Here is a 22,408-nt window from a genome sequence, read left to right on the forward strand (position 1 = left end):
ATCACCGATGGCCAGATCTTCCTGGAAACCGATCTGTTCTTCCAGGGCATCCGCCCGGCGGTGAATACCGGCCTGTCGGTCAGCCGGGTGGGGTCGTCCGCGCAGACCAAGGCGATGAAATCGGTCGCCGGTCCGGTCAAGCTGGAACTGGCGCAGTATCGCGAGATGGCCGCCTTCGCGCAGTTCGGATCGGATCTGGATGCGGCGACGCAGCGTCTGCTGAATCGCGGCTCGCGGCTGACCGAGCTGATGAAGCAGCCGCAATACCGGCCGCTGACCAACGCCGAAATCGTCATCGTCATCTATGCCGGCACCAAAGGCTATATCGACAAGGTGCCGGTGCGCGAGGTCGTGGCTTGGGAAGAGGGGCTGATCCAGTTCCTGCGCAACCAGAAATCGGATCTGCTGGATGATATCACCAAGAACGACCGCAAGGTGGCGGGTGATCTGGAAGATGCGATCAAGGCGGCGCTGGACGAATACAACACGTCGCGCGCCTGAGAGGGGGAATAGATGCCCAGTCTCAAGGATCTGAAGAACCGGATCGGAAGCGTCAAGAACACGCGGAAGATCACCAAGGCGATGCAGATGGTCGCCGCCGCGAAACTGCGCCGCGCGCAGGAAGCGGCCGAGGCCGCGCGCCCCTATGCCGACCGGATGGCGGCGGTGATGGCGGGGCTGACCGAGAATGCCAAGGGTTCGGACACCGCGCCCCGGCTGCTGTCGGGCACCGGTTCGGACCGCAAGCACCTGCTTGTGGTGATGACCGCCGAACGCGGTCTGGCCGGCGGCTTCAACAGCTCGATCGTCAAGCTGGCGCGGCAACATGCCGACCGCCTGCGGGGCGAGGGCAAGGAAGTCACCATCCTGACCGTCGGCAAGAAGGGCCGCGAGCAGTTGCGCCGCGACTACGGCAAGCAGATCGTCAGCCATGTCGATCTGTCAGACGTCAAGCGCGTCGGCTATGCGAATGCCCGCCAGATCGCCGATGAGGTGCTGGAGCGGTTCGAATCCGGCGAATACGATGTCGCCACGATCTTCTACAACCGCTTCGAATCGGTGATCCGACAGGTTCCGACCGCGCGGCAGGTGATCCCGGCCGAAATGCCCGAAGGAGTCGAGGAGGGCGGCGCCTCCTCGCTTTACGATTACGAACCCGGCGAGAACGCCATCCTGGCCGAATTGCTGCCGCGGTCCGTCGCGACGCAGATCTTCGCGGCCTTGCTGGAAAATTCGGCCTCCGAACAGGGGGCCCGGATGAGCGCCATGGACAACGCCACGCGCAATGCGGGCGACATGATCGACCGCCTGACGACCGAGTATAACCGCTCGCGTCAGGCCGCGATCACCAAGGAGCTGATCGAAATCATTTCGGGCGCCGAGGCGCTCTGATACGTAGGGGTAGAGACATGGCAGAGGCCAAAGGTAAAATTACTCAGGTGATCGGCGCCGTCGTCGACGTGCAGTTCGAGGACCACCTGCCGGCGATCCTGAACGCGCTGGAAACCGACAACAACGGCAAGAGGCTGGTGCTGGAAGTCGCGCAGCATCTGGGCGAGAACACCGTCCGCACCATCGCCATGGACGCCTCGGAAGGACTGGTCCGCGGCCAGGACGTCAGCGATACCGGCGGCCCGATCACGGTTCCGGTCGGCGACGCGACGCTGGGTCGGATCATCAACGTCATCGGCGAACCCGTCGATGAAGGCGAGGCCATCCAGGCCACCGAAACCCGCGCCATCCACCAGCCCGCCCCCGATTTCGCCAGCCAGGCAACCTCGTCCGAGATTCTGGTCACCGGCATCAAGGTCATCGACCTGCTGGCGCCCTATTCCAAGGGCGGCAAGATCGGCCTGTTCGGCGGCGCGGGTGTCGGCAAGACGGTTCTGATCATGGAACTGATCAACAACATCGCCAAGGTGCATTCGGGCTATTCGGTGTTCGCGGGCGTCGGCGAACGGACCCGCGAGGGCAACGATCTGTATCACGAGATGGTCGAATCCGGCGTCATCAAGCCGGACAACCTGTCTGAATCGCAGGTTGCGCTGGTCTATGGCCAGATGAACGAGCCTCCGGGCGCGCGGATGCGTGTTGCGCTGACCGGCCTGACGCTGGCCGAACAGTTCCGCGACGCTTCGGGCACGGACGTGCTGTTCTTCGTGGACAACATCTTCCGCTTCACGCAGGCGGGTTCCGAGGTGTCGGCACTGCTGGGTCGTATCCCTTCGGCCGTGGGCTACCAGCCGACGCTGGCGACCGACATGGGCGCGATGCAGGAACGCATCACCTCGACGAAGAACGGCTCGATCACCTCGATCCAGGCGGTCTATGTTCCGGCCGACGACCTGACCGACCCGGCGCCGGCAACGACCTTCGCCCACCTTGACGCGACGACCAACCTGTCGCGCGCGATTTCCGAACTGGGCATCTACCCCGCCGTGGATCCGCTGGACAGCTCGTCGCGCCTGATGGATCCGCAGATCCTGGGCGAGGAACACTATACCGTCGCCCGCGACGTGCAGGGCATCTTGCAGAAATACAAGTCGCTGCAGGACATCATCGCGATCCTGGGCATGGACGAACTGTCCGAAGAGGACAAGCTGACCGTGGCCCGGGCCCGCAAGATCCAGCGTTTCCTGTCCCAGCCCTTCGACGTGGCCAAGGTCTTTACCGGCTCGGACGGCGTCCAGGTGCCGCTGGAAAAGACCATCGCATCCTTCAAGGCCGTGGTCGCCGGCGAATACGATCATCTGCCCGAAGCCGCCTTCTACATGGTCGGCGATATCGATCAGGTCAAAGCCAAGGCCGAGCGTCTGGCCTCGGAAGCCGCGTAAGGGGACAGGATGGCCGATAACATGCAGTTCGATCTCGTTTCGCCCGAGCGGAGGCTCGTCTCCGTTCCGGTGCGCGAGGTCCGCCTGCCGGGGACCGAAGGCGATCTGACCGCGATGCCCGGCCACGCACCCACCATCGTCACGCTGCGTCCGGGCATCGTCTCGGTCGTGGCCGAGGATGGCGCGCAGACCGATTTCGCCGTGACCGGCGGCTTTGCCGAGATCAATGGCGAATCCGTCAGTCTGCTGGCCGAACGCGGCCACCCGCGCGAGGAGATGACGCAGGATGTCTTCAACGAGATGATGTCCGAGGCGCATCGCAAGAAGAAGGCGGTCGAGGAAAAGCGCGACAGCGTCGGCGAGGAAGTGGTGGCTGCCGCGGTCAAGCTGCTGGCCGACATGGAGGCGATGGGCAGCCATATCGGGCTGGACCCGAACCAGTCGACAATCCCCGACTAGGCGGCCTCCGCGCTGTCAGTCCGAACCAGACAGACGGGCCCCGGTCGCAGACCGGGGCTTTTCCTTCTCCGCTTGCTTGGCTAGGCTGATCGGGCGGGCGTGGTGAAGAGGGTTGATGTTGATGCAGCGTATCAGCCATGCGGCTGTCGGCGTGGCACAGGGCACACGTCTGCTGTTTTCGGCGTTCGAGGAGGGCGGCGAAATGTGGTCGGGCGCGGGCCCGCGCGTCGTCCGCCACCGGATCGGCTTTGAAGCGTCATTCCTGTCGCTGCCCGTCGTGCAGGTGACGATCTCGATGTGGGACATCGCCGAGGGCAGCAACCAGCGCGCGGACATCTCGGCCGAGAAGATCAGCCGTGACGGTTTCGACATCGTGTTCCGCACCTGGGGCGATACCCGCGTGGCCCGGATCCGCGCCGACTGGCTGGCCATCGGACCCTTGCGTCACGTGGACGATTTCGACCTGTAGCGGACCGTCAGAAGACAGCGGAAGCGCGGTCCGGCCGCCCTGGACACGTGCGGATCGGCATGTCAGGCCCGATCCAGATTGACGCCGATCAGGCCGGCCACCTCGTCGGGATGGGTGATCGGCAGCATGTGGCCGGCACCCGGCACGTTGGCACGGCCGACATCGGGCAGGCGCCCGGCCAGCGCATCGGCAATGGCGTGAATTACCGGTGGCGATTCCGCGCCCGAGATCAGCAGCACCGGCGCGTCGATCGCCTCCAGCGCGCCATCGCGCAGGATGCCGGCGCTGTCATGCCACTGCGCCGCCTCCAGTCCCGCGATCAGCCTGATCCGCTTGCGCATCTGGACCCGTGCCGCTTCGGGCATGGCGTCATAGGATTGCGCGCCCCAGGCCCGCAGGAAAGCGCGGGTTGCATCCGCGTCGCGGCCTTCCCGGATCGCCGTGGCGAAATCCTCGTCGCGGGCCCGTTGCGCGGGATCATCCGGGCTGGCAGCGAACAGCACCGGCTCGATCAGGGTCAGGCTGCGGACCGCATCGGGGGCCGCGACCGCGATGCGCAGGGCCGCGACCGCGCCCATGCTGTGGCCGATCAGATCCACTGGCCGGGTGATGAAGCTGGCGGCGATGCGGGTGACGGCGGTATGGTAGTCCGGATCGCCCGGGCCGGGCCGCCAATCGCCGCTGCGCCCGTGGCCGGGCATGTCGAAGCCCTGCAGATCGACATGGCCGGCCAGCCTTTCTGCGATCGGACCCCAATAGCTGCCGCTGGCCAACATGCAATGCAGCGCCAGGGCGGGGCGTTCGGGGTCGCCCGGCCAATGCCTGCGATGGATGCGGCTCATCCGGCCGTGGCCAGATGCCGGTCCAGGAAATCCAGTCGGTCCTGTCCCCAGAACCGTTGCCCGGTCTCGGGCACGACATAGAAGGGCGCGCCAAAGGCCCCGGCCTCGACCGCCTGTTCCAGATTGCGGCCATAGGTCTCGGCGCCGACGAACAGACCGCTATCGGCCAGCCCGGCATCGAACCCGTGCGCGACAAGGATGTCGCGGATCACGGCATCCTCGCTGATGTCGCGTTCCTCGGCCCAGACGGCGCGGGTAAAGCCGTGGACCAGCCCACCCAGATCGCCGCCACCGCCCGAGGCCGACGCCTGCTGCGCGGCGATGATCGCGTAGGAGGATGGCGCCATGTTCACCGGCCAATGCGCGGGTTTGAAGTGGAACGGCATGTTCAGATGCTCAGCCCAGCGGGGCAGTTCCTGGGCGCGGTATTGCAGCCGGCTGGGATGACGCTCGGCCGGCCGGACCCCGCCCGTGCGGTCGAACAATTGCAACAGGTCCAGGGGCTTGTAGGTGACGGTCGCGCCGTGTTTTTCGGCGATCCGCTCCAGCCGCGTCCCCGCCAGATAGCAGAACGGACTGATGGTCCCCAGATAATAATCGATGTTAGCCATAACGGCCTCCCTTCGCGGTTTGCCCGCAGGCTAGCCCGGTGCTAATGGCAGTGCAATCGGACGCAAATGCCAAAGGCCCCCTCCATGCCCGTGATGACCGAACCGAAGCTGATTTCCGGCAATGCCAACATGCCGCTCGCCGCCGCCATCGCCCGGCGCATGTCGATGCATCGCGGCATGAATGTCAGCCTCTGCGATGCCCGGATCGAACGGTTCAACGATCAGGAAATCTTCGTCGAGGTGTTCGAGAATGTGCGCGGCGAGGACATGTATATCATCCAGCCGACCTCGAATCCGGCCAATGACAACCTGATGGAACTGCTGATCATGACCGACGCGCTGCGCCGGTCTTCGGCCTCGCGGATCACGGCGGTGATTCCCTATTTCGGCTATGCGCGGCAGGACCGCCGCGCCAAGGCCCGCACCCCCATCAGTGCCAAGCTGGTCGCCAACCTGCTGACCGAGGCGGGTGTGGATCGCGTTCTGACGATGGATCTGCACGCCGCCCAGATTCAGGGCTTTTTCGACATTCCGGTGGACAACCTCTATGCGGCGCCGGTCTTTGCGCTGGACGTGCAGCATCATTTCAAGGACCGGATGGACGACCTGATGGTGGTCTCGCCCGATGTCGGCGGGGTGGCGCGGGCGCGCGAACTGGCCCAGCGGATCGGCGCGCCCCTGTCGATCGTGGACAAGCGCCGCGAGAAGGCCGGCGAGATTGCCGAAATGACGGTGATCGGCGATGTGGCGGGAAAGGCCTGCATCATCGTCGACGATATCTGCGACACGGCCGGGACGCTGGTCAAGGCGGCGCAATTGCTGACCGACAACGGCGCGACCGAGGTTCACGCCTATATCAGTCACGGCGTCCTGTCCGGCCCTGCGGTCGAGCGGGTCAGCAAGTCGGTGATGAAATCACTGGTCATCACCGATTCGATCCAGCCAGCCAAGGCGGTGAAGGAAGCACCCAATATCCGCATCGTGCCGACCGCGCCGATGTTCACCCAGGCGATCCTGAACATCTGGAACGGCACCTCGGTCAGCTCGCTGTTCGAGACGGACACGCTGTTGCCGATCTATGAGGGATTGTACACGACCGGCTGAGCCGCGGGCCGGGCAGGGGGCGCTGCCCCCTCTTGCCTTGCGGCAATTCACCCCCGGGATATTTCAACCAAGGCAAATCAAAGGGCGCGCCAGCCGATGTCGCGGCGGCAGAAGCCGTCGGGCCAGTCGATCGCATCAACCAATGCGTAGGCGCGGTCATGAGCCTCTGCCAGGGTCGCGCCGCGACCGGTGCAGGCCAGAACGCGGCCGCCCGTGGCGATGATCCGGCCGTCGCGTTCGGCGGTTCCGGCATGGAACACCATCTCGAAACTGCTTTCGGGCAACCGATCCAGGCCCCTGATCGGAGTTCCCTTTTCGTAGCTGCCGGGATAACCCTTCGTGGCCATCACCACCGTCATGGCGTGATCGTGGCCCCAGGTGATCTGGGTTTCGGCCAGCCGGCCCTCGGCACAGGCGAGCAGCAGGTCCAGTGCCTGCGCGCCCAGCCGCAGCATCAGGGCCTGACATTCCGGATCGCCGAAACGGACATTGTATTCGACCAGCCGCGCCTCGCCGCCGGCGATCATCAGCCCGGCGTAGAGCATGCCCTGGAACGGCGTTCCGCGGGCGGCCATCTCCGCGATGGTCGGGCGCACGATCCGCGTCATGACCTGATCCTGCAATGACTCGGTCAGGACGGGCGCCGGGCTGTAGGCGCCCATGCCGCCGGTATTCGGGCCGGTATCGCCCTCGCCCACGCGCTTGTGATCCTGTGCGGTGCCCATGGCCAGGCAATCCCGGCCGTCGCAGAGAACGAAGAAGCTGGCTTCCTCGCCCTCCATGAAATCCTCGATCACCACCGAGGTGTCGCCGAATTCGCCATCGAAGATCGCATCGATGGCGGAATGCGCCTGATCGACGGTCTCGGCCACGGTGACGCCCTTGCCCGCCGCCAGCCCGTCGGCCTTGACCACGATCGGCGCGCCGCGGCGGGTCACGTCGTTGCGGGCGGCAGCCGCATTGCCGAAGCGGGCCCAGGCGGCGGTGGGTGCGCCGCTGGCATCGCAGATTTCCTTGGTGAAGGCTTTCGAGGATTCCAGCCGCGCCGCCGCCTGCGAGGGGCCGAAAACCAGAAACCCGGCCTCGCGCAACGCATCGGCGATGCCGGCGGCCAGGGGCGCCTCGGGTCCTATGACGACGAAATCGATGGCGTGTTCCTCGGCGAAGGCCAGCACGTCGCCGCGGGAAACGATGTCCAGATCAGCGCAGCGCGCGATTGCCGCGATGCCTGCATTGCCCGGCGCGACGATCAGCCGGTCGCATTTAGGGTTCTGCCGGATGGCCCAGGCCAGCGCATGTTCACGCCCGCCACTGCCCAGGATCAGGATGTTCATCTGCCGCCCTTTCGCCCGTCTCGCGCGCGTTCTAGTGTGGCCGGCGAAGGGGGACAAGCCGAATGGACCTGCTGGAAGACGCGCCGGGCAGCAACGCCCATGAATTCACCGTCTCGGAACTGTCGGGCGCGGTCAAGCGCAGCATCGAGGACCAGTTCGGGCGGGTCCGCGTGCGCGGCGAGATCGGGCGCGTGTCGCGTCCCGGATCGGGGCATCTTTATTTCGACCTCAAGGATGACCGCTCGGTTCTGGCGGCGGTGACGTGGAAGGGGCAGGCGGCCCGCCTGGCGCAGCGCCCCGAAGAGGGGATGGAGGTCGTGGCCACGGGTCGCATGACCACCTTTCCGGGCCAGTCGAAATACCAGCTGATCGTTGACCAGATCGAGCCGGCCGGCGCGGGCGCGCTGATGGCGATGCTGGAGAAACGCCGCAAGGCGCTGGCGGCCGAAGGGCTGTTCGATCAGGACCGCAAGCGCGCGCTGCCTTTCCTGCCGCGGGTGATCGGGGTCGTCACCTCGCCCTCGGGCGCGGTGATCCGAGACATCCTGCACCGGCTGCGCGACCGTTTTCCGACCCGGGTGATCATCTGGCCCGTGGCCGTGCAGGGCGAGGGTTGCGCCCCGCAGGTCACCGCCGCGATCAGGGGTTTCAACGCGCTGGACGAGTCCGGACCGGTGCCGCGTCCCGACCTGCTGATCGTCGCCCGGGGCGGCGGCAGCATCGAGGATCTTTGGGGCTTCAACGACGAGGCCGTTGTCCGCGCCGCCGCCGATAGCCGCATCCCGCTGATTTCCGCGGTGGGCCACGAAACCGATACCACATTGATCGATTTCGTCTCGGATCGGCGCGCGCCGACACCCACCGCCGCGGCTGAAATCGCAGTGCCGGTGCTGGCGGAACTTGCCGCGCGGCTGGCCGAGGCACAGGCCCGGCTGACGCGCTGTGCGCAGGGTCATATCGAGCGTCCCCGCCAGCGTCTGCGTGATCTGGGCCGCGCGATGGGCCGGCCGGCCGCATTGACCGAACCGGCCCGACAGCGGCTGGACCTGTGGGCCGCGCGGCTGGACCCGGCCTTGCGCGGGCTGGTCCGGGCCCGGCGGCACCAGTTGCAGTCGCGCCCGATTCCCGCCGCGACCCTGCGCCAGTTCACGGCGGCCAAGCGCCACGGGCTCGACCGGTTGGGGGTGCGTCTGGACGTTGCGCGCGAGCGCAGGCTGGAACGCCGCCGCGACCGGATCGCGGCCCTGGCCGAACGTCTGACCGCTTCACTGGGCCGGACGATCGCCACGACGCGTCGCTCGGTGGCCGATCAGACCGAGCGGCTGGCCAAACTGTCGGCGCGGCTTGACACCACGATGGCGCGCATGACTGCGACGCGGTGGGCGGCGCTGGAAACGCTGGACCGGACGCGGCAGACGCTGGGCTATACCCAGACGCTGAAGCGCGGCTTTGCCGTGGTGCATGGACCCGAGGGGCTGATCACCTCGGCCGAGAACGCGCGGCAGAGCGGCCGTTTCGAGGTGGAGTTCACCGATGGCCGCGTTCCGGTCCGCCCGGATGCCACGCCGCAGAAAGCGTCGAGAAAACGTCAGCCGCCCCAGCAGAAGACCCTGTTCTAGCGCCCTCAGCGATAGCCCTGCGCCTGAAGGTCGAACAATTCGCGATAGCGGCCTTCGCGGGCGACCAGTTCGTCATGGGTACCCTCGTCGAGGACATGACCATCTTCGACGACGACGATCCGGTCGGCCATCCGAACCGACGAGAACCGGTGCGAGATCAGCAGCGCCGTCCGCCCCTGCGACAGGTCCTTGAAACGCTGGAACACCTCGAATTCGGCGCGGGCGTCCAGGGCTGCGGTGGGTTCGTCCAGGACCAGCACCTGCGCGTCGCGCATATAGGCCCGCGCGATGGCCAGTTTCTGCCATTCGCCACCCGACAGATCCAGCCCGCGCGCGAAACGCTTGCCGACCATCTGGTCGTATCCTTCGGGCAGTTTCGCGATCACCTGATCGGCCAGGGCGCGGGCGGCGGCGGCCCGGATGCGGTCGCGGTCGGCGCGCGCCTCGATCCGGCCGGTGGCGATATTGTCGGCGGCGGACATCGCGTAGCGCACGAAATCCTGGAAGATCACGCCAATGGCGGCGCGCAGCGCGTCCAGATCGTAATCGCGCAGATCGCGACCGTCCAGCAGGATGCGGCCCTCGGCCGGATCGTAAAGGCGGGACAGCAGCTTGACGATCGTGGTCTTGCCGGCGCCGTTCTCGCCCACCAGCGCCACGGTTTCGCCCGCGCGCAGGTGAAAGGACAGATGCCGCACGGCCCAGCGTTCCGCGCCCGGATAGCGGAAGCCGACATCCTCGAAGGTGATGCCGTGCCGGATGGGCAGGGGAACCGGCAGGGCATCCGCGGGGGATGCGATGGCGGGCACCTCGTCGAAGAAACGGTAGAGGTCGTCCAGATACAGCGCCTGTCCCGCCATGTCGGAAAACGAGGTCAGCAAGCCCTCGATCAGGCCGCGCAGGCGCAGGAAGCTGCCCGACAGGAAGGTCAGGTCGCCCAGCGACAGGGCGCCGGTCAGGGTGCGGGCGATGATCCACAGATAGGCGCCGTAATAGAACAGCGTGCCGATGCCCGTCAGCGCCGCCATGACCGCAAGCTGGCGGCGATTGATGGCGCGGTTCTCGGCATAGAAGCGTTCGGCCAGTTCCCGATAGCGGTCGCGCAGGAACCGGTTGAGACCGAAGATCTTGACTTCCTTGGCCGATTCCGAGGTCGCGCCGATCATCCGCAGATAATCGCGTTCCCGCCGTTCGGGTGCGCGGCGCCAGTTCATCTGGTAAAGCATAGCGTTGAAATGCAACTGTCCGATCAGCGTCGGGATCAGCGCCACCGCCAACAGGATCACCAGCCAGGGATTATAGGCGATCAGGCCCGCCCCGAAACTGGCCACCGTCACGCCGTCCTGCAATTGCTGCATCATCTGGCCCACCAGAGGGATACGGCCCATGGTCTGGCGGCGGGCGCGGTCCAGCCGGTCCTGAAAACCGGCATCCTCGAAACTGGCCAGGTCCAGATCGGCGGCGTGGTCCATCAGCCGCACCGACAGAGAGATGACCAGCCTTTCCTGCAACAGGCTGTCGGCGTAGCCGACCAGACGCCCGATCAGGTCCGAGGCCAGCGCAAGGCCCAGTTCCGCCGCGATCAGCAGGCCCAGATAATCCGCAAGGCCCGATTGCCACCAATCCGAGACCCCCTCGGGGCGGGTTTGCAGCGCGCCCAGGCGCACCACCTCGTCGATGATCAGCTTGCCGATCCACAGCATCGAGACCGGCAGCACCGCCCGCACCAGCCGCAGCAGGATCATCGCCAGCGTCAGGCCTGGGCTGGCGCGCCAGACCATCGCCATGAAGGGCGGCAGGTTCTTCAGCGCCGCCCAACGCGCGGCAAAACCGGGCGCCTCGGCGGGCGCGGCCACGTCAGGCCGCCCGGACCGCACGAGCGCGGGCGATTTCCTCGTCGCTCAGCGGACCGGGGAAATGGCAGGCGGTCTGGTGGGCGTCGCCCAAAAGCGCGGGAACCTGCCGGGCACAGACCGGCTGCGCGCGCGGGCATCGGGTCCGGAACACGCAGCCGGAAGGCGGGCTCATCGGTGACGGCAAATCGCCTGCCAGCGGCACGACGGTCGCGGCGGGGTCGTAATCCGGGTCCGGAACCGGCACCGCCGACAGCAGCGCCTGCGTGTAGGGGTGCTGCGGGTCGGCGAACAGATCGTCGGTCGTGCCGATCTCCATCACCTTGCCCAGATACAGCACCATCACCCGGTCGCTGATATGCTTCACCACCGACAGGTCATGGGCAATGAAGATCAGCGCCAGGCCCAGTTCGCGCTGCAACCGGATCAGCAGGTTGATCACCTGCGCCTGGATCGAGACGTCCAGCGCCGAGACCGGTTCGTCGCAGATGATCAGCTTCGGCTCGACGATCAGGGCGCGGGCGATGCCGATCCGCTGGCATTGCCCGCCGCTGAATTCATGCGGATAGCGGTTGATCTGATTGGGCAGCAGCCCGACCTTTTCCATCATCGCCTTGACCCGTTCCTTCACCTCGGCCGATTTCAGGCCGGGGCGATGGGTTTTCAGCGGCTCGGCGATGATCTGGCCCACGGTCATGCGCGGGTTCAGGCTGGCCAGCGGATCCTGGAACACCATCTGGATATCGCTGCGATAGGTCATCATCTGGCGCGGCGACAGGCCGATCAGGTCGCGCCCGTCGATCCATTCGGCCCGACCCGCGGCCGGGACCAGACCGATCAGCGCGCGGGCCAGGGTGGATTTGCCACAACCCGATTCACCCACGACGCCCAGGGTCTCGCCGGGATCCAGCGTGAAATCGACGCCGCTGACGGCATGAAGCGGCAGGGGCGCGGCCCAGGGCATCGCACCCTCGCGCCGGATCCGGAAGGTCACGCGCAGGTCGTGCACATCGAGCAGGGGTCGGGTCATCATTCATCCACCTTGCTGGGGGTTCCGGCCATGCCCGCGCCCGCCAGCGCGGCCCTCGGCACCGGTTCGTCGCGAGAGGGCGCGCGCGTGCCGGTTTCCAGATCGTCCAGCCGGGCGTTGTGGCGATGCGCCCGAACATCGGCCAGCGGCGCGAAACAGGCCCTTGCGCGGGCCGGCGCGAAATCTTCCAGCGGTGGGCGCAGGCTGGCGCAGTCCGCGCGCCGATAGGGGCAGCGCGGCTCGAAGGCGCAACCGGCGGGCGGATGCGTCATGTTGGGCGGCGCGCCGGGAATGACCGACAGCGTGTCGCCCTGCTGGTCGATCCTCGGGATCGCCGCCAGCAGCCCCTGCGTATAGGGATGGGCGGGGTCGTGAAACAGCGGCCCCACCGGTCCGGTTTCGCGGATCCGGCCACCATACATGACCGCGACACGTTCGCATGAACCGGCGACGACGCCCAGATCATGGGTGATCAGGACCATCGCCATGCCGAATTCGCGTTGCAGATCGGCCAGCAGGGTCATGATCTGCGCCTGCACGGTCACGTCCAGCGCCGTCGTCGGTTCGTCCGCGATCAGCAGTTGCGGCCGGCACAGCAGCGCCATCGCGATCATCACGCGCTGCCGCATTCCGCCGCTGAATTCATGCGGATACAGCCGGACGCGGCCCTTGGCGTCGGGGATCCGCACGGCGTCCAGCATCTGCACGGCTTCAGCCACCGCTTGCCGCTTGCCCATGCCCTTGTGCAGCATCAGCACCTCGGCCATCTGGTCGGCCACCCGCATATAGGGGTTCAGCGAGGTCATCGGATCCTGAAAGATCATCGCGATCTTTTCCGCCCGGATGTGGTTCAGCACCTTCGCCCGCGCGTTCAGGATGTCCTGCCCGTCGAAGACGACGCGGCCCGACGCCCGTCCGTTGCGCGCCAGCAATCCCATGACTGCAAAGGACAATTGCGACTTTCCCGAGCCGGATTCCCCGACGATGCCCAGCGTTTCGCCCGCATCGATGGACAGGCTGACCTCGTTGACCGCCTGGACCTCGCCATCATTGGTGGCGAAGCGGACGGACAGGTCATGCAGTTCCAGCAGGGCCATCTCAGCGATCCTTCGGGTCAAGGGCGTCGCGCAGGCCGTCGCCCACGAAGAAGAAGCCGAACAGCGTGATGACAAAGAAGAAAAGCGGAAAGGCCAACTGCCACAATGTGCCGTAATTCATCGTGCCCGCACCTTCGGAGATCAGCGCCCCCCACGAGGTCAGCGGTTCCTGCACGCCAAGCCCCAGGAAGCTGATGAAGCTTTCGGTCAGGATCATCAGCGGCACCAGCAGCGTGGCATAGACCGCGACCACGCCCAGCAGGTTCGGCACGACATGGCGCAGGACGATCTTCCATGCGGGAACGCCGATGGCGCGGGCGGCCTCGATGAATTCGCGGTTCTTCAGGCTCAGCGTCTGGCCGCGCACGATGCGCGACATGTCCAGCCACGAGATCAGCCCGATGCCCAGAAACAGCATCGACATCGACCGGCCGAACATCACCAGCAGCAGGATCAGCACGAACATGTAGGGGATCGACATCAGGATATCGACGGCGCGCATCATGAACTGGTCGGTGCGCCCGCCCACATAGCCCGCCGTCGCGCCGTAAAGCGTGCCGACGACAACCGCGATCGCGGCGCCGACGATGCCGACCATCAGCGAAATCTGCGTGCCCTGAACGGTGCGCGCGAACAGGTCGCGGCCCAGATCGTCGGTGCCGAAATAATGTCCGTTCTGCAACGAGGGCATGCCCATCTGCGCCACCTGGCCCATGACGGTAAAGTCCAGCTCGTCATTCGACCAGGCGGCGACATATTCGCCCAGCAGCGCGAAAAGCCCGACCAGGATCAGGATGATCAACCCGGCCATCGCCGCCTTGTTGCGAACGAACCGCTTGCGCGCGTCGGCCCAGGGGCTGCGGCCGCGAACCTCGTCCTGCGACAGGCGGGCGGCCAGCGATTGCATCTTGCGTTCTTCGATGACCATGGCTCAGTACCGGATCTTCGGGTCGATCCACGCATAGAGGATATCGACGACAAGGTTGAAAAGAATGGTCAGCGCCCCGACCAGGATCGTGACCCCCATCATCACCGCGTAGTCGCGGTTCAGCGCCGAATCGACGAAGGCCTTGCCGATGCCGCCGGTCGAGAAATAGACATCGATCACCACCGATCCGGTGATCATCGACACGAAGACCGGTCCCAGATAGCTGATGACGGGCAGCAGCGCGGGCTTCAGCGCGTGGCGCAGGATGACGCGATGTTCGGGCATTCCCTTGGCGCGGGCGGTGCGGATATGATTCGAGCCCAGCACCTCGAGCATCGAGGACCGGGTGATCCGCGCGATCGAGGCCATGTAGCTGGTGCCAAGCGCGATCACCGGCATGATCCAGTAGCTGGGATCCTCGAAGCTCCATCCGCCGCCGGGCAGCATCCTGTACCACAGCGTGAAGACCAGAACCAGGATCGGTGCCATCACGAAATTCGGCAGAACCTGGGCCCCGATCGAGATGCCGACGGCCAGATAATCCAGAAAACCGTTGTGCCAGATCGCGGCGACCACGCCCAGACCGACGCCGACCACCACCGCGGCGATGAAGGACAGTGTGCCATAGGTCAGCGTGACCGGAAAACCGGCCGCGATCAGCTGGTTCACCGTGCGATCGGGATAGACGAAGCTGGGCCCGAAATCGAAATTCGCGACGATGCCCCAGAGATAGCTGGCGATCTGCCGCCACAGAGGCTGATCCAGCCCGTATTTGGCATTCAGATTGGCGATGACCTGCGGCGGCAGCGCGCGTTCCTGGGTGAAGGGACCACCCGGCGCCATGTGCATCAGGACGAAGGAAAAGACGATCAGCAAAAGCAGCGTCGGTATCGCCACCGCCAGTCGCCGCATGATGTAGGCGAACATCGGCTCGGCCTCCCTGCGGAAGATGGGTCAGGTTCTATGACTGAATACCGGAAGGGGGCAACCCCTTCCGGCAAGAGGGCGGATCGGCCGGCCTCAATCGGCCAGACGATACAGATCCTTGGCGTACCAGGTGTTCAGCACGTTTTCGGTGGGCAGTCCTTTGATCCTTGGGCTGATCATGTCCACCTTGGCATAGTGATAGACAAAGGCCGCCGGCACCTCTTCGGCCAGGATTTCCTCGGCCCGCTTGTAAAGCGGCGTGGTATCCTCGGCGGTCTTCGAATCGGCCATCAGCTTGTCGTATTCGGCGTTCGACCATTTGCCGCTGTTGTAGCCGTCGGTGCGGAACCAGTCGAGAAAGGTCGAGGCTTCGTTGTAATCGCCGCACCAGGCATAGCGGGCCACGTCGAAATCCTGATTCTGCAGGCGGTCGGTGTGAACCTTCCATTCGACATTGTTCAGGGTGACGTTGACGCCCAGCGGCTTCCAGAACTGCTGCACGGCGATGGCCAGCTTCTTGTGGCTCTCGTCGGTGTTGTATTGCAGTGTCAGGTTCAGCGGATTGTCGGGACCGTAGCCGGCCTCGGCCAGCAATTCCTTGGCCTTGGCGGTCTTTTCCTGCTGACTCAGCGTGGCCAGTTCGGTCTCAGGCTGCTCGAAGCCCTCGATCGCCCAATGCGTCCAGGTCGTCGCCGGCCTCTGACCGCCTTGCAGCACGTTGTCGACGATGATGTCGCGGTTGATGGCCAGCGACAGGGCCCTGCGCACCCGCACATCCTTCAACGCCTCGGGCCCCTTCTCCGAGACATTGTAGATATAGGCATAGGAACAGGCATAGGGGATCGAGGTGGCCTGATCGGGATATTCCTGCTTCAGACGCGGGTATTGCCCGGCCGGGATCTGCACGCGGTCCAGTTCGCCGGCCTGATAGCGGGTCAGGGCAACGTTGTTGTCGTTGACGGTGACGCCCTTGACGGTTTCCATCAGGACATTCTCGGCATCCCAGTAATCCGGGTTCTTCTTCAGCGTGATATCGACGCCCAGATTGTGGCTTTCCAGCACGAAGGCGCCGTTGCCGACCAGCTTGCCGGGCTGGGTCCAGTTGTCGCCCTCGGCCTCGATCACCTTCTGCGGCACCGGATAGGTGGTGGCGTGGGACAGGGTCTTGATGAAATAGGGTGTCGGCGTGGTCAGCGTCACCTCCAGCGTCTTGTCGTCGATGGCCTTGACCCCCAGTTCTTCGGGGCTCTTTTCGCCCTTCACGATCTCGGTCGCGTTGACGATGTTCATCAGTTCCATGAACCACGCATATTCCGAGGCCGTCTCGGGGTCGACCACACGCCGCCAGGCATAGACGAAATCGCCCGCCGTGACCGGATCGCCGTTCGACCATTTGGCGTCGCGCAGACGGAAGGTATAGGTCAGCTTGTCGTCGCTTTCCTCGAAGCTTTCGGCGACGCCGGGGATCATCGCGCCCTTCGCGTCCTCGTTCATCAATCCCTCGAACAGGGACCGCAACACGTCCGAACCCTCGACGTCCGTGTTCTTCGCCGGGTCCAGCGACTTGATCGCGTCCAGCAGCCAGTAGGTATAGGTCTGGTTCTGGGCCAGCTTCTCGCCCTCGGCGGGCTGGACGGCGAGGGCTGGCATCGCCAGGGCCGCCAGCAGCGCGGTGGTGGTGAAGAGTTTCATCATGGATATGCCTCCAAGTTGAGTCGGTGTCTGATCTGCACCTGAATGGCGAGAAACTAGTCGAAACCAAAGGCGGGTAAAGCCGGTTCTGCGCCTTTCATTGCGCCCGATGCTGTGAAACAGATAGCGACGATGAGCGAACGGGGACATATCACGCTGGTGACGGGGGGCGCGCGTTCGGGCAAGTCGGCGCTGGCCGAACGGCTGGCCGCGCGGCATGGCGGCAGCCGCATCTATATCGCCACGGCCGAGGTCGGTGACGATGAAATGTCCCACAGAATCGCGGAACATCAACGCCGTCGCGGGACCGGATGGATCACCCTGGAAGAGCCGCTGGATCTGACGGGCGCGCTGGATCGCAGCGACGGGCAGGGGGTGCGACTGGTCGATTGCCTGACCCTGTGGCTGGCCAATTGCAGGGGCTCGGCGGATATCGGCGCATTATGCATGACGCTGCGTCAGCAAACCTGTCCTGTCGTGCTGGTCACGAACGAACTGGGCCAGGGAATCGTGCCCGGCAACGCGCTGGCGCGGCAATTCCGGGACCGGCATGGCTGGATGAATCAGGCGGTGGCGCAGATCGCCGACCAGGTCTGGCTGTCGGTGTCTGGCCAGCCGATGCGGCTGAAACCCCCGCGGGAGAATCCGGATGACATCCTTTGACGAAACCGCCGCCAAGGCGGCGCGCGACAGGCAGAACAGCCTGACCAAACCGCCGGGCTCGCTGGGCCGGCTTGAGGATCTGGCCGTGTTCATGGCCGGCTGGCAGGGGCGGGCCAGGCCTCGCCTCGAACGCGCGCAGGCGCTGGTCTTTGCGGGCAATCACGGGGTGGTCGCGCAGAACGTGAACCCGTTTCCGGCCGAGGTGACGGCGCTGATGGTGGCCAATTTCAGCGCCGGCGGGGCGGCGATCAACCAGTTGTGTCGCGTGGCCGGGGCCGATCTGTCCGTCGTCGCCCTGGAACTGGACCGCCCGACCGCTGATTTCACCCAGAACGTGGCCATGACGCCGGACGAGGTTCGCGCGGCGATGCAGGCGGGGGCCGATGCGGTGGATTCGCAGGCCGACGTCCTGCTGCTGGGCGAGATGGGCATCGGCAATTCCACCGTCGCCGCGGTGCTGGCCGCGTGGACCTTTGGCGGCCGGGCCGAGGATTGGGTCGGTCCCGGCACCGGCGCCGAGGGCGAGATCCTCGCCAACAAGCTGCGTGCCGTGACCGCGGGGCTGGCCCGCCACGATCCGATGACGGCGGCCGACGCATTGGCGGCGTTCGGAGGACGCGAACAGGCGGCGCTTTGCGGCGCCATCCTGCGCGCGCGTGAACTGGGCCTGCCGGTGATTCTGGACGGGTTCATCTGCACGGCCGCCGCAGCGGTGCTGACCCGTGACGATCCGGACGCGCTGAGCCATTGCCTGAGTGGACATGAAAGCGCCGAACCGGGCCACCGCCGCCTGATCGCCGCGCTTGGCCTGCGTCCGATCCTGTCGCTGGACATGCGCCTGGGCGAGGGATCGGGCGCGGCGGTGGCGCTGATGGTGCTGCGCGGTGCCCTGGCCTGCCATGACGGCATGGCAACCTTCTCCGAGGCCGGGATTGGCTAGGCTGCATCAGCTGGTACTGGCGCTGGTCTTCCTGACGCGCCTGCCGCTGGCACGCCTGCTGCCGGGCCATCCCATGACCCTGGGGGCCGGCGCATGGGCCTTTCCGCTGGCCGGCGCGCTGGTCGGGGCGCTGGCCTCGGTGCCGCTGCTTCTGGTCCAGCCGCCGCTGCTGGCGGCCGGCCTGTCGCTGGCGCTGTCGGTCTGCCTGACCGGGGCGCTGCACGAGGATGCACTGGCCGATTTCGCCGATGCCCATGGCGGTGGGGATCGCGAGGCCCGTCTGCGGATCATGCGCGATTCGCGGATCGGCAGCTATGGCGTGATGGCGCTGATCGTGACATCGCTTTTGCGGGTTGCGGCGCTGGCCGTGCTTGGCCCGGCGGCGCTGATTGCCTCGGCCGCGGGCGGGCGGGCCGCGATCGTCGTCGCGATGCGGGTGTTGCCGCCCGCGCGTCCCGATGGGCTGGGCCGCGCAGCCGGGCGGCCGGGGCACGGAGCGCTGGCCGCCGCATTGCTGATCGCCCTGGCCGCCCTGCTGCCGGCCGGCCGCGATGCGGTCCCGGCGCTGGCCCTGGGCGCCGCGGCGGCGGGCCTGACCATGCGGCGGGCCCAAAACCTGATCAATGGGCAAAGCGGCGACGTGCTGGGAACGGTTTCCGTCCTGACCGAGACCGCGATGATGACCGGCTTTGCCATGACTGCCCCCGCGGCCCTGTTCTGAAATCCTTGACCCCTTTGGGCCCTTCGCGCATATGGAACCCGATCTGCAGACCGGTCGGAGAAACCGGCCTCGTCGCCCCTGCGGCGGCGATGTGAGGGAGGATAGTTCAATGGGCGGCCTACTGGCCCTGTCGCGCGGCATCGACCGCGTCAACACGCTGATCGGGCGCAGTGCATCGTGGCTGATCCTGCTGGCGATCTTCGTCAGCGCGACCAACGCGGTCGTGCGCAAGATGTTCAGCATTTCGTCGAATGCCTGGCTGGAATTGCAATGGTATCTCTATGGCGGCGCATTCCTGCTGGCGGCGGCCTATACGCTGCTGGAAAACGAACATATCCGCATCGACATCATCTATGGCGCCTGGTCGCGGCGGGTTCAGCACTGGATCGACCTTCTGGGCACGATCTTCTTTCTGATGCCGGTCGTTCTGGTCGCGCTTTACTACATGTATCCCTGGCTCCTGCGCAGCATCAACTCGGGCGAGGTGTCGATGAACGCGGGCGGGCTGATCCTGTGGCCGGCCAAGTCGCTGTTGTTCGCGGGTTTCGTGCTGTTGCTGTTTCAGGGTCTGTCCGAGATCATCAAGAAGATCGCCGTCATGCGCGGCGTGATCCCCGATCCCTTCCCCGATGCCGGCCATCACGTGCCGCTGGAGATGGACCCCGGCCTGATCGACCAGGCCGGATTTGCGGATCCGGACCATCCGCTGACGGACCTGCCGAAGGACGGCTCGGGCCGCAAGGATGACCGCGGATGATGGAACTCATTGCGCAGAACATGGCGCCGATCATGTTCGTCTCGCTGATCGTCTTCTTGCTGATCGGCTATCCCGTGGCCTTCGCGCTTGGCGCGAACGGGCTGTTGTTCTTTGTCATCGGGGTCGAGCTTGCACCGCTGTCGAACGGCAGCATCAACCTGTCATGGCCACTGCTTCGGGCGATCCCCGACCGATTCTTCGGAGGCGTCGTCGCCAACGAGACATTGCTGGCCGTGCCCTTCTTCACCTTCATGGGGATCGTGCTGGAAAAATCCGGCATGGCCGAGGATCTGCTGGACACGATCGGCCAGCTGTTCGGCCCCGTGCGCGGCGGTCTGGCCTATGCGGTGATCATCGTCGGCGCGCTGCTGGCGGCCACGACCGGCGTCGTCGCGGCCTCGGTCATCGCGATGGGGCTGATCTCGCTGCCGATCATGTTGCGCTATGGCTATGATCGCCGGGTGGCGACCGGGGCGATCGCGGCCTCGGGGACGTTGGCGCAGATCATCCCGCCCTCGCTGGTCCTGATCATCCTGGCCGACCAGCTGGGCCGTTCGGTGGGCGACATGTACAAGGGCGCGCTGATCCCCGGCCTGGTGCTGACCGGCATCTACCTGGGCTATGTCTTCGTGATGTCGATCATCCGCCCGCATTCGGTTCCCGCGCTGCCGAAAGAGGCGCGGACGCTGGGCTCGGGCGTCATGTCGCTGCTGGTTGCGCTGGCGGGAACGGTCGCGGTCTTCTGGCTGTCCTGGAAATGGCTGTATCCGACGCAGGGCAACGACGCCGACATCCTGGCGGCGGCGCTGGCGGTGATCGTCGTCTATGTCGTCGCGGTGATCGACAAGACGCTGAAGATCGGGCTGATGTCGCGGCTGGCCCAGCAGGTCATCATCGTGCTGATCCCGCCGCTGGCGCTGATCTTCCTGGTTCTCGGCACCATCTTCTTGGGCGTCGCCACCCCGACCGAGGGCGGGGCCATGGGGGCGGTGGGCGCGCTGATCCTGGCCGGGGCCAAGCGCCGGCTGAGCCTGGGCGTGATCAGCGCCGCGCTGGCCTCGACCACGCGGCTGTCGGCCTTCGTCATGTTCATCCTGATCGGCGCCCGGGTCTTTTCGCTGACCTTCTACGGTGTCAACGGCCATCTGTGGGTCGAGGAACTGCTGACCTCGTTGCCGGGCGGCGAATACGGCTTTCTGATCGCCGTCTCGTTCCTGGTCTTCATCCTGGCGTTCTTTCTGGATTTCTTCGAACTGGCCTTCATCATCGTGCCGCTGCTGGCCCCCGCGGCCGAAAGTCTTGGCATCGACCTGATCTGGTTCGGCGTGATCCTGGGCGTCAACATGCAGACCAGCTTCATGCACCCGCCCTTCGGTTTCGCGCTGTTCTACCTGCGATCGGTCGCCCCCAAGGCGCCCTATCTGGACCGGGTGACGGGACTGCGGATGGAACCGGTCAAGACCAGCCAGATCTATTGGGGCGCGGTGCCTTTCGTCTTCATCCAGATCGTGATGATCGCGGTGGTGATCACCTTTCCGCAGCTTGTCATGCATTACAAGGGCGCCCCGGTGGACACCTCGAACATCAAGATCGAGATCCCCTCGGGCGGTTTCGGCGGGGTCGATTCCGGCGGTGGTTTCGGCAGTCTCGGCGGGCTGGGCGGATCACCGTTCGGCGGCGGATCGCCCGGCGCGGGCAGCGGATCCGGTCAACCGGGCGGCGGCCTGGGCGGGGGCCTCGGCGGCCCGCCGAATTTCGGCGCGTCCCCGGGCGGCACCGGAACGCCGACGCCCGACCCGGTCCCGGACGCGAATACCGGACAGACCGGGGCCGGCCAGGACAGCCCTGGCGGCGGTCTGGGTGGTGGTTTCGGCAGCCCGCCGCCGGGATTGTCTGGGGGCAACTAGGCGTCGCTTGCGCAAGACGCATCGGGACGGCCGCCTCACGGGCGGCCGTTGATGATTGTCCCGATCGGACAGGAAAGGTCTGGGTGCGCGGTTTCAATGCCTGCGATGGATGACGATCCCGCCGCGCGTCCGGCGTTTCCCGGCAGGGATAGCGGCTTCGGAACCGCATGAGCCGGAGGCCATGCCGCTGCCGATGGCGAAAGGGGTCAGCGGCGGGGCTTGCCGCCCTTGCGGCTCATGCTGCGCGCGGCTTCGGCGGCCGCAAGCAGTTCCTCGGCAATCTCGGTTGCCTCGTCGGGATCGAAATCCAGCGGCAGATCCAGGCCCTCGGCTTCAAGATAGATCCGGACCATGCCCTGATCGGTTGGACCGACCTGAAGATTGGCGGCGATGGTGCTTTGGCTGTTGATGCTCACGGAAACGGTTCCTCGCGCTTGGCTGACATTCTGTAGCGCGCCGCGCAATTCGCGGCAAGTCGGGCTTGCAACCCGCAGCGGCCGGGTTTACAGACCAGTCCCGTGCCGCCTTAGCTCAGTTGGTCAGAGCGCTGGATTGTGGATCCAGAGGTCCCCCGTTCAAGCCGGGGAGGCGGTACCATCCTTCCTTCCGTGCAATTTCCGC

At 65.9% G+C, this 22,408-nt stretch carries 21 protein-coding genes, 1 tRNA gene and 1 pseudogene; 13 read left to right on the plus strand and 10 right to left on the minus strand.

The genetic code is table 11. The annotated features are described in order from the left end of the window. The 5 genes and pseudogenes from B4L36_RS09480 to B4L36_RS09500 all read left to right on the plus strand — a co-directional run. A pseudogene (locus B4L36_RS09480) lies at positions 1 to 501 on the plus strand (F0F1 ATP synthase subunit alpha); the annotation flags it as partial. 12 nt (positions 502 to 513) lie between these two features. Then, positions 514 to 1,392: a F0F1 ATP synthase subunit gamma gene (locus tag B4L36_RS09485; RefSeq protein WP_292955963.1), complete on the plus strand. Its 879-nt coding sequence runs from the start codon at positions 514 to 516 to the stop codon at positions 1,390 to 1,392. A 17-nt stretch (positions 1,393 to 1,409) separates the two neighbouring features. After that, on the plus strand, positions 1,410 to 2,834 hold the full coding sequence (gene atpD / locus B4L36_RS09490; protein ID WP_292955966.1) for a F0F1 ATP synthase subunit beta: 1,425 nt from the start codon (positions 1,410 to 1,412) through the stop codon (positions 2,832 to 2,834). Between the two features lie 9 nt (positions 2,835 to 2,843). Further along, a complete protein-coding gene (locus B4L36_RS09495) occupies positions 2,844 to 3,293 on the plus strand; it encodes a F0F1 ATP synthase subunit epsilon (RefSeq protein ID WP_292955969.1) in 450 nt (149 codons plus the stop codon). Between the two features lie 121 nt (positions 3,294 to 3,414). After that, entirely contained in the window at positions 3,415 to 3,762 is a 348-nt protein-coding gene (locus tag B4L36_RS09500; protein ID WP_292955972.1) for an H-type lectin domain-containing protein, read from the plus strand. Positions 3,763 to 3,824: 62 nt separating this feature from the next. Here the strand turns inward: B4L36_RS09500 and B4L36_RS09505 are convergent, their stop codons facing one another. Further along, positions 3,825 to 4,604 (minus strand): alpha/beta fold hydrolase, encoded by a 780-nt coding sequence (locus B4L36_RS09505; protein WP_292955975.1) that lies wholly within the window; start codon positions 4,602 to 4,604, stop codon positions 3,825 to 3,827. Next, a complete protein-coding gene (locus B4L36_RS09510; protein WP_292955977.1) occupies positions 4,601 to 5,215 on the minus strand; it encodes a 2-hydroxychromene-2-carboxylate isomerase in 615 nt (204 codons plus the stop codon). The genes B4L36_RS09505 and B4L36_RS09510 overlap by 4 nt, the downstream gene beginning before the upstream one ends. 84 nt (positions 5,216 to 5,299) lie before the next feature. Here B4L36_RS09510 and B4L36_RS09515 point away from each other — a divergent pair, with 84 nt between their 5' ends. Beyond that, positions 5,300 to 6,319, plus strand: a complete 1,020-nt coding sequence (locus tag B4L36_RS09515; protein ID WP_292956092.1) for a ribose-phosphate pyrophosphokinase — start codon at positions 5,300 to 5,302, stop codon at positions 6,317 to 6,319. 77 nt (positions 6,320 to 6,396) lie between these two features. On the opposite strand, the gene purD is transcribed toward B4L36_RS09515, so the two are convergent. Further along, positions 6,397 to 7,653 (minus strand): phosphoribosylamine--glycine ligase, encoded by a 1,257-nt coding sequence (purD, locus tag B4L36_RS09520; RefSeq protein ID WP_292955980.1) that lies wholly within the window; start codon positions 7,651 to 7,653, stop codon positions 6,397 to 6,399. A gap of 62 nt (positions 7,654 to 7,715) precedes the next feature. Here purD and xseA point away from each other — a divergent pair, with 62 nt between their 5' ends. Next, positions 7,716 to 9,272, plus strand: a complete 1,557-nt coding sequence (xseA, locus tag B4L36_RS09525; RefSeq protein WP_292955983.1) for an exodeoxyribonuclease VII large subunit — start codon at positions 7,716 to 7,718, stop codon at positions 9,270 to 9,272. Positions 9,273 to 9,277: 5 nt separating this feature from the next. Here the strand turns inward: xseA and B4L36_RS09530 are convergent, their stop codons facing one another. The 6 genes from B4L36_RS09530 to B4L36_RS09555 all read right to left on the minus strand — a co-directional run bounded on the left by B4L36_RS09530 (position 9,278) and on the right by B4L36_RS09555 (position 16,802). Next, positions 9,278 to 11,128, minus strand: a complete 1,851-nt coding sequence (locus B4L36_RS09530) for an ABC transporter ATP-binding protein (protein WP_292955986.1) — start codon at positions 11,126 to 11,128, stop codon at positions 9,278 to 9,280. Between the two features lies 1 nt (position 11,129). Next, the gene (locus tag B4L36_RS09535; RefSeq protein ID WP_292955989.1) at positions 11,130 to 12,158 is read right to left on the minus strand and encodes an oligopeptide/dipeptide ABC transporter ATP-binding protein; all 1,029 of its coding nucleotides are present in this window, start codon (positions 12,156 to 12,158) and stop codon (positions 11,130 to 11,132) included. Next, positions 12,155 to 13,252, minus strand: a complete 1,098-nt coding sequence (locus B4L36_RS09540; protein ID WP_292955992.1) for an oligopeptide/dipeptide ABC transporter ATP-binding protein — start codon at positions 13,250 to 13,252, stop codon at positions 12,155 to 12,157. The genes B4L36_RS09535 and B4L36_RS09540 overlap by 4 nt, the downstream gene beginning before the upstream one ends. A 1-nt stretch (position 13,253) precedes the next feature. After that, positions 13,254 to 14,180, minus strand: a complete 927-nt coding sequence (locus B4L36_RS09545; protein ID WP_292955995.1) for an ABC transporter permease subunit — start codon at positions 14,178 to 14,180, stop codon at positions 13,254 to 13,256. A 3-nt stretch (positions 14,181 to 14,183) separates the two neighbouring features. Then, a complete protein-coding gene (gene oppB / locus B4L36_RS09550; protein ID WP_292955998.1) occupies positions 14,184 to 15,107 on the minus strand; it encodes an oligopeptide ABC transporter permease OppB in 924 nt (307 codons plus the stop codon). A gap of 93 nt (positions 15,108 to 15,200) precedes the next feature. Next, positions 15,201 to 16,802, minus strand: a complete 1,602-nt coding sequence (locus B4L36_RS09555; protein WP_292956001.1) for a peptide ABC transporter substrate-binding protein — start codon at positions 16,800 to 16,802, stop codon at positions 15,201 to 15,203. A gap of 129 nt (positions 16,803 to 16,931) precedes the next feature. Here B4L36_RS09555 and cobU point away from each other — a divergent pair, with 129 nt between their 5' ends. The 5 genes from cobU (at position 16,932) to B4L36_RS09580 (ending at position 21,787) form a co-directional block, all read left to right on the plus strand. Then, positions 16,932 to 17,462, plus strand: a complete 531-nt coding sequence (gene cobU / locus B4L36_RS09560; RefSeq protein ID WP_292956004.1) for a bifunctional adenosylcobinamide kinase/adenosylcobinamide-phosphate guanylyltransferase — start codon at positions 16,932 to 16,934, stop codon at positions 17,460 to 17,462. Then, a complete protein-coding gene (gene cobT, locus B4L36_RS09565; protein WP_292956007.1) occupies positions 17,449 to 18,402 on the plus strand; it encodes a nicotinate-nucleotide--dimethylbenzimidazole phosphoribosyltransferase in 954 nt (317 codons plus the stop codon). Before cobU ends, cobT begins: the two co-directional genes overlap by 14 nt. Beyond that, entirely contained in the window at positions 18,395 to 19,123 is a 729-nt protein-coding gene (locus B4L36_RS09570) for an adenosylcobinamide-GDP ribazoletransferase (RefSeq protein ID WP_292956010.1), read from the plus strand. The genes cobT and B4L36_RS09570 overlap by 8 nt, the downstream gene beginning before the upstream one ends. Positions 19,124 to 19,232: 109 nt before the next feature. After that, on the plus strand, positions 19,233 to 19,880 hold the full coding sequence (locus B4L36_RS09575) for a TRAP transporter small permease subunit (protein ID WP_292956013.1): 648 nt from the start codon (positions 19,233 to 19,235) through the stop codon (positions 19,878 to 19,880). Beyond that, positions 19,877 to 21,787, plus strand: a complete 1,911-nt coding sequence (locus B4L36_RS09580; RefSeq protein ID WP_292956016.1) for a TRAP transporter large permease — start codon at positions 19,877 to 19,879, stop codon at positions 21,785 to 21,787. Before B4L36_RS09575 ends, B4L36_RS09580 begins: the two co-directional genes overlap by 4 nt. 206 nt (positions 21,788 to 21,993) lie before the next feature. Here the strand turns inward: B4L36_RS09580 and B4L36_RS09585 are convergent, their stop codons facing one another. Beyond that, positions 21,994 to 22,203: a DUF6324 family protein gene (locus B4L36_RS09585; RefSeq protein WP_292956019.1), complete on the minus strand. Its 210-nt coding sequence runs from the start codon at positions 22,201 to 22,203 to the stop codon at positions 21,994 to 21,996. A gap of 104 nt (positions 22,204 to 22,307) precedes the next feature. Between B4L36_RS09585 and B4L36_RS09590 the strand changes: the two genes are divergently transcribed. Further along, positions 22,308 to 22,384: transfer RNA gene (locus B4L36_RS09590), tRNA-His, on the plus strand. Positions 22,385 to 22,408: the final 24 nt, after the last annotated feature.

The sequence above is a fragment of the Paracoccus sp. UBA889 genome (genome assembly GCA_002294185.1).
GTDB lineage: Bacteria > Pseudomonadota > Alphaproteobacteria > Rhodobacterales > Rhodobacteraceae > Paracoccus.

Bases quoted from the DNA above. Each gene is read 5' to 3' on its own strand.
- xseA (WP_292955983.1), top strand. From the start codon at position 7,716: ATGGACCTGCTGGAAGACGCGCCGGGCAGCAACGCCCATGAATTCACC.
- B4L36_RS09500 (WP_292955972.1), top strand. From the start codon at position 3,415: ATGCAGCGTATCAGCCATGCGGCTGTCGGCGTGGCACAGGGCACACGT.
- oppB (WP_292955998.1), bottom strand. From the start codon at position 15,107: ATGTTCGCCTACATCATGCGGCGACTGGCGGTGGCGATACCGACGCTG.
- B4L36_RS09575 (WP_292956013.1), top strand. From the start codon at position 19,233: ATGGGCGGCCTACTGGCCCTGTCGCGCGGCATCGACCGCGTCAACACG.
- B4L36_RS09555 (WP_292956001.1), bottom strand. From the start codon at position 16,802: ATGATGAAACTCTTCACCACCACCGCGCTGCTGGCGGCCCTGGCGATG.
- B4L36_RS09545 (WP_292955995.1), bottom strand. From the start codon at position 14,180: ATGGTCATCGAAGAACGCAAGATGCAATCGCTGGCCGCCCGCCTGTCG.
- purD (WP_292955980.1), bottom strand. From the start codon at position 7,653: ATGAACATCCTGATCCTGGGCAGTGGCGGGCGTGAACATGCGCTGGCC.
- B4L36_RS09580 (WP_292956016.1), top strand. From the start codon at position 19,877: ATGATGGAACTCATTGCGCAGAACATGGCGCCGATCATGTTCGTCTCG.
- B4L36_RS09515 (WP_292956092.1), top strand. From the start codon at position 5,300: ATGCCCGTGATGACCGAACCGAAGCTGATTTCCGGCAATGCCAACATG.
- B4L36_RS09540 (WP_292955992.1), bottom strand. From the start codon at position 13,252: ATGGCCCTGCTGGAACTGCATGACCTGTCCGTCCGCTTCGCCACCAAT.
- cobT (WP_292956007.1), top strand. From the start codon at position 17,449: ATGACATCCTTTGACGAAACCGCCGCCAAGGCGGCGCGCGACAGGCAG.
- B4L36_RS09495 (WP_292955969.1), top strand. From the start codon at position 2,844: ATGGCCGATAACATGCAGTTCGATCTCGTTTCGCCCGAGCGGAGGCTC.
- B4L36_RS09535 (WP_292955989.1), bottom strand. From the start codon at position 12,158: ATGATGACCCGACCCCTGCTCGATGTGCACGACCTGCGCGTGACCTTC.
- B4L36_RS09485 (WP_292955963.1), top strand. From the start codon at position 514: ATGCCCAGTCTCAAGGATCTGAAGAACCGGATCGGAAGCGTCAAGAAC.
- cobU (WP_292956004.1), top strand. From the start codon at position 16,932: ATGAGCGAACGGGGACATATCACGCTGGTGACGGGGGGCGCGCGTTCG.
- B4L36_RS09505 (WP_292955975.1), bottom strand. From the start codon at position 4,604: ATGAGCCGCATCCATCGCAGGCATTGGCCGGGCGACCCCGAACGCCCC.
- atpD (WP_292955966.1), top strand. From the start codon at position 1,410: ATGGCAGAGGCCAAAGGTAAAATTACTCAGGTGATCGGCGCCGTCGTC.
- B4L36_RS09510 (WP_292955977.1), bottom strand. From the start codon at position 5,215: ATGGCTAACATCGATTATTATCTGGGGACCATCAGTCCGTTCTGCTAT.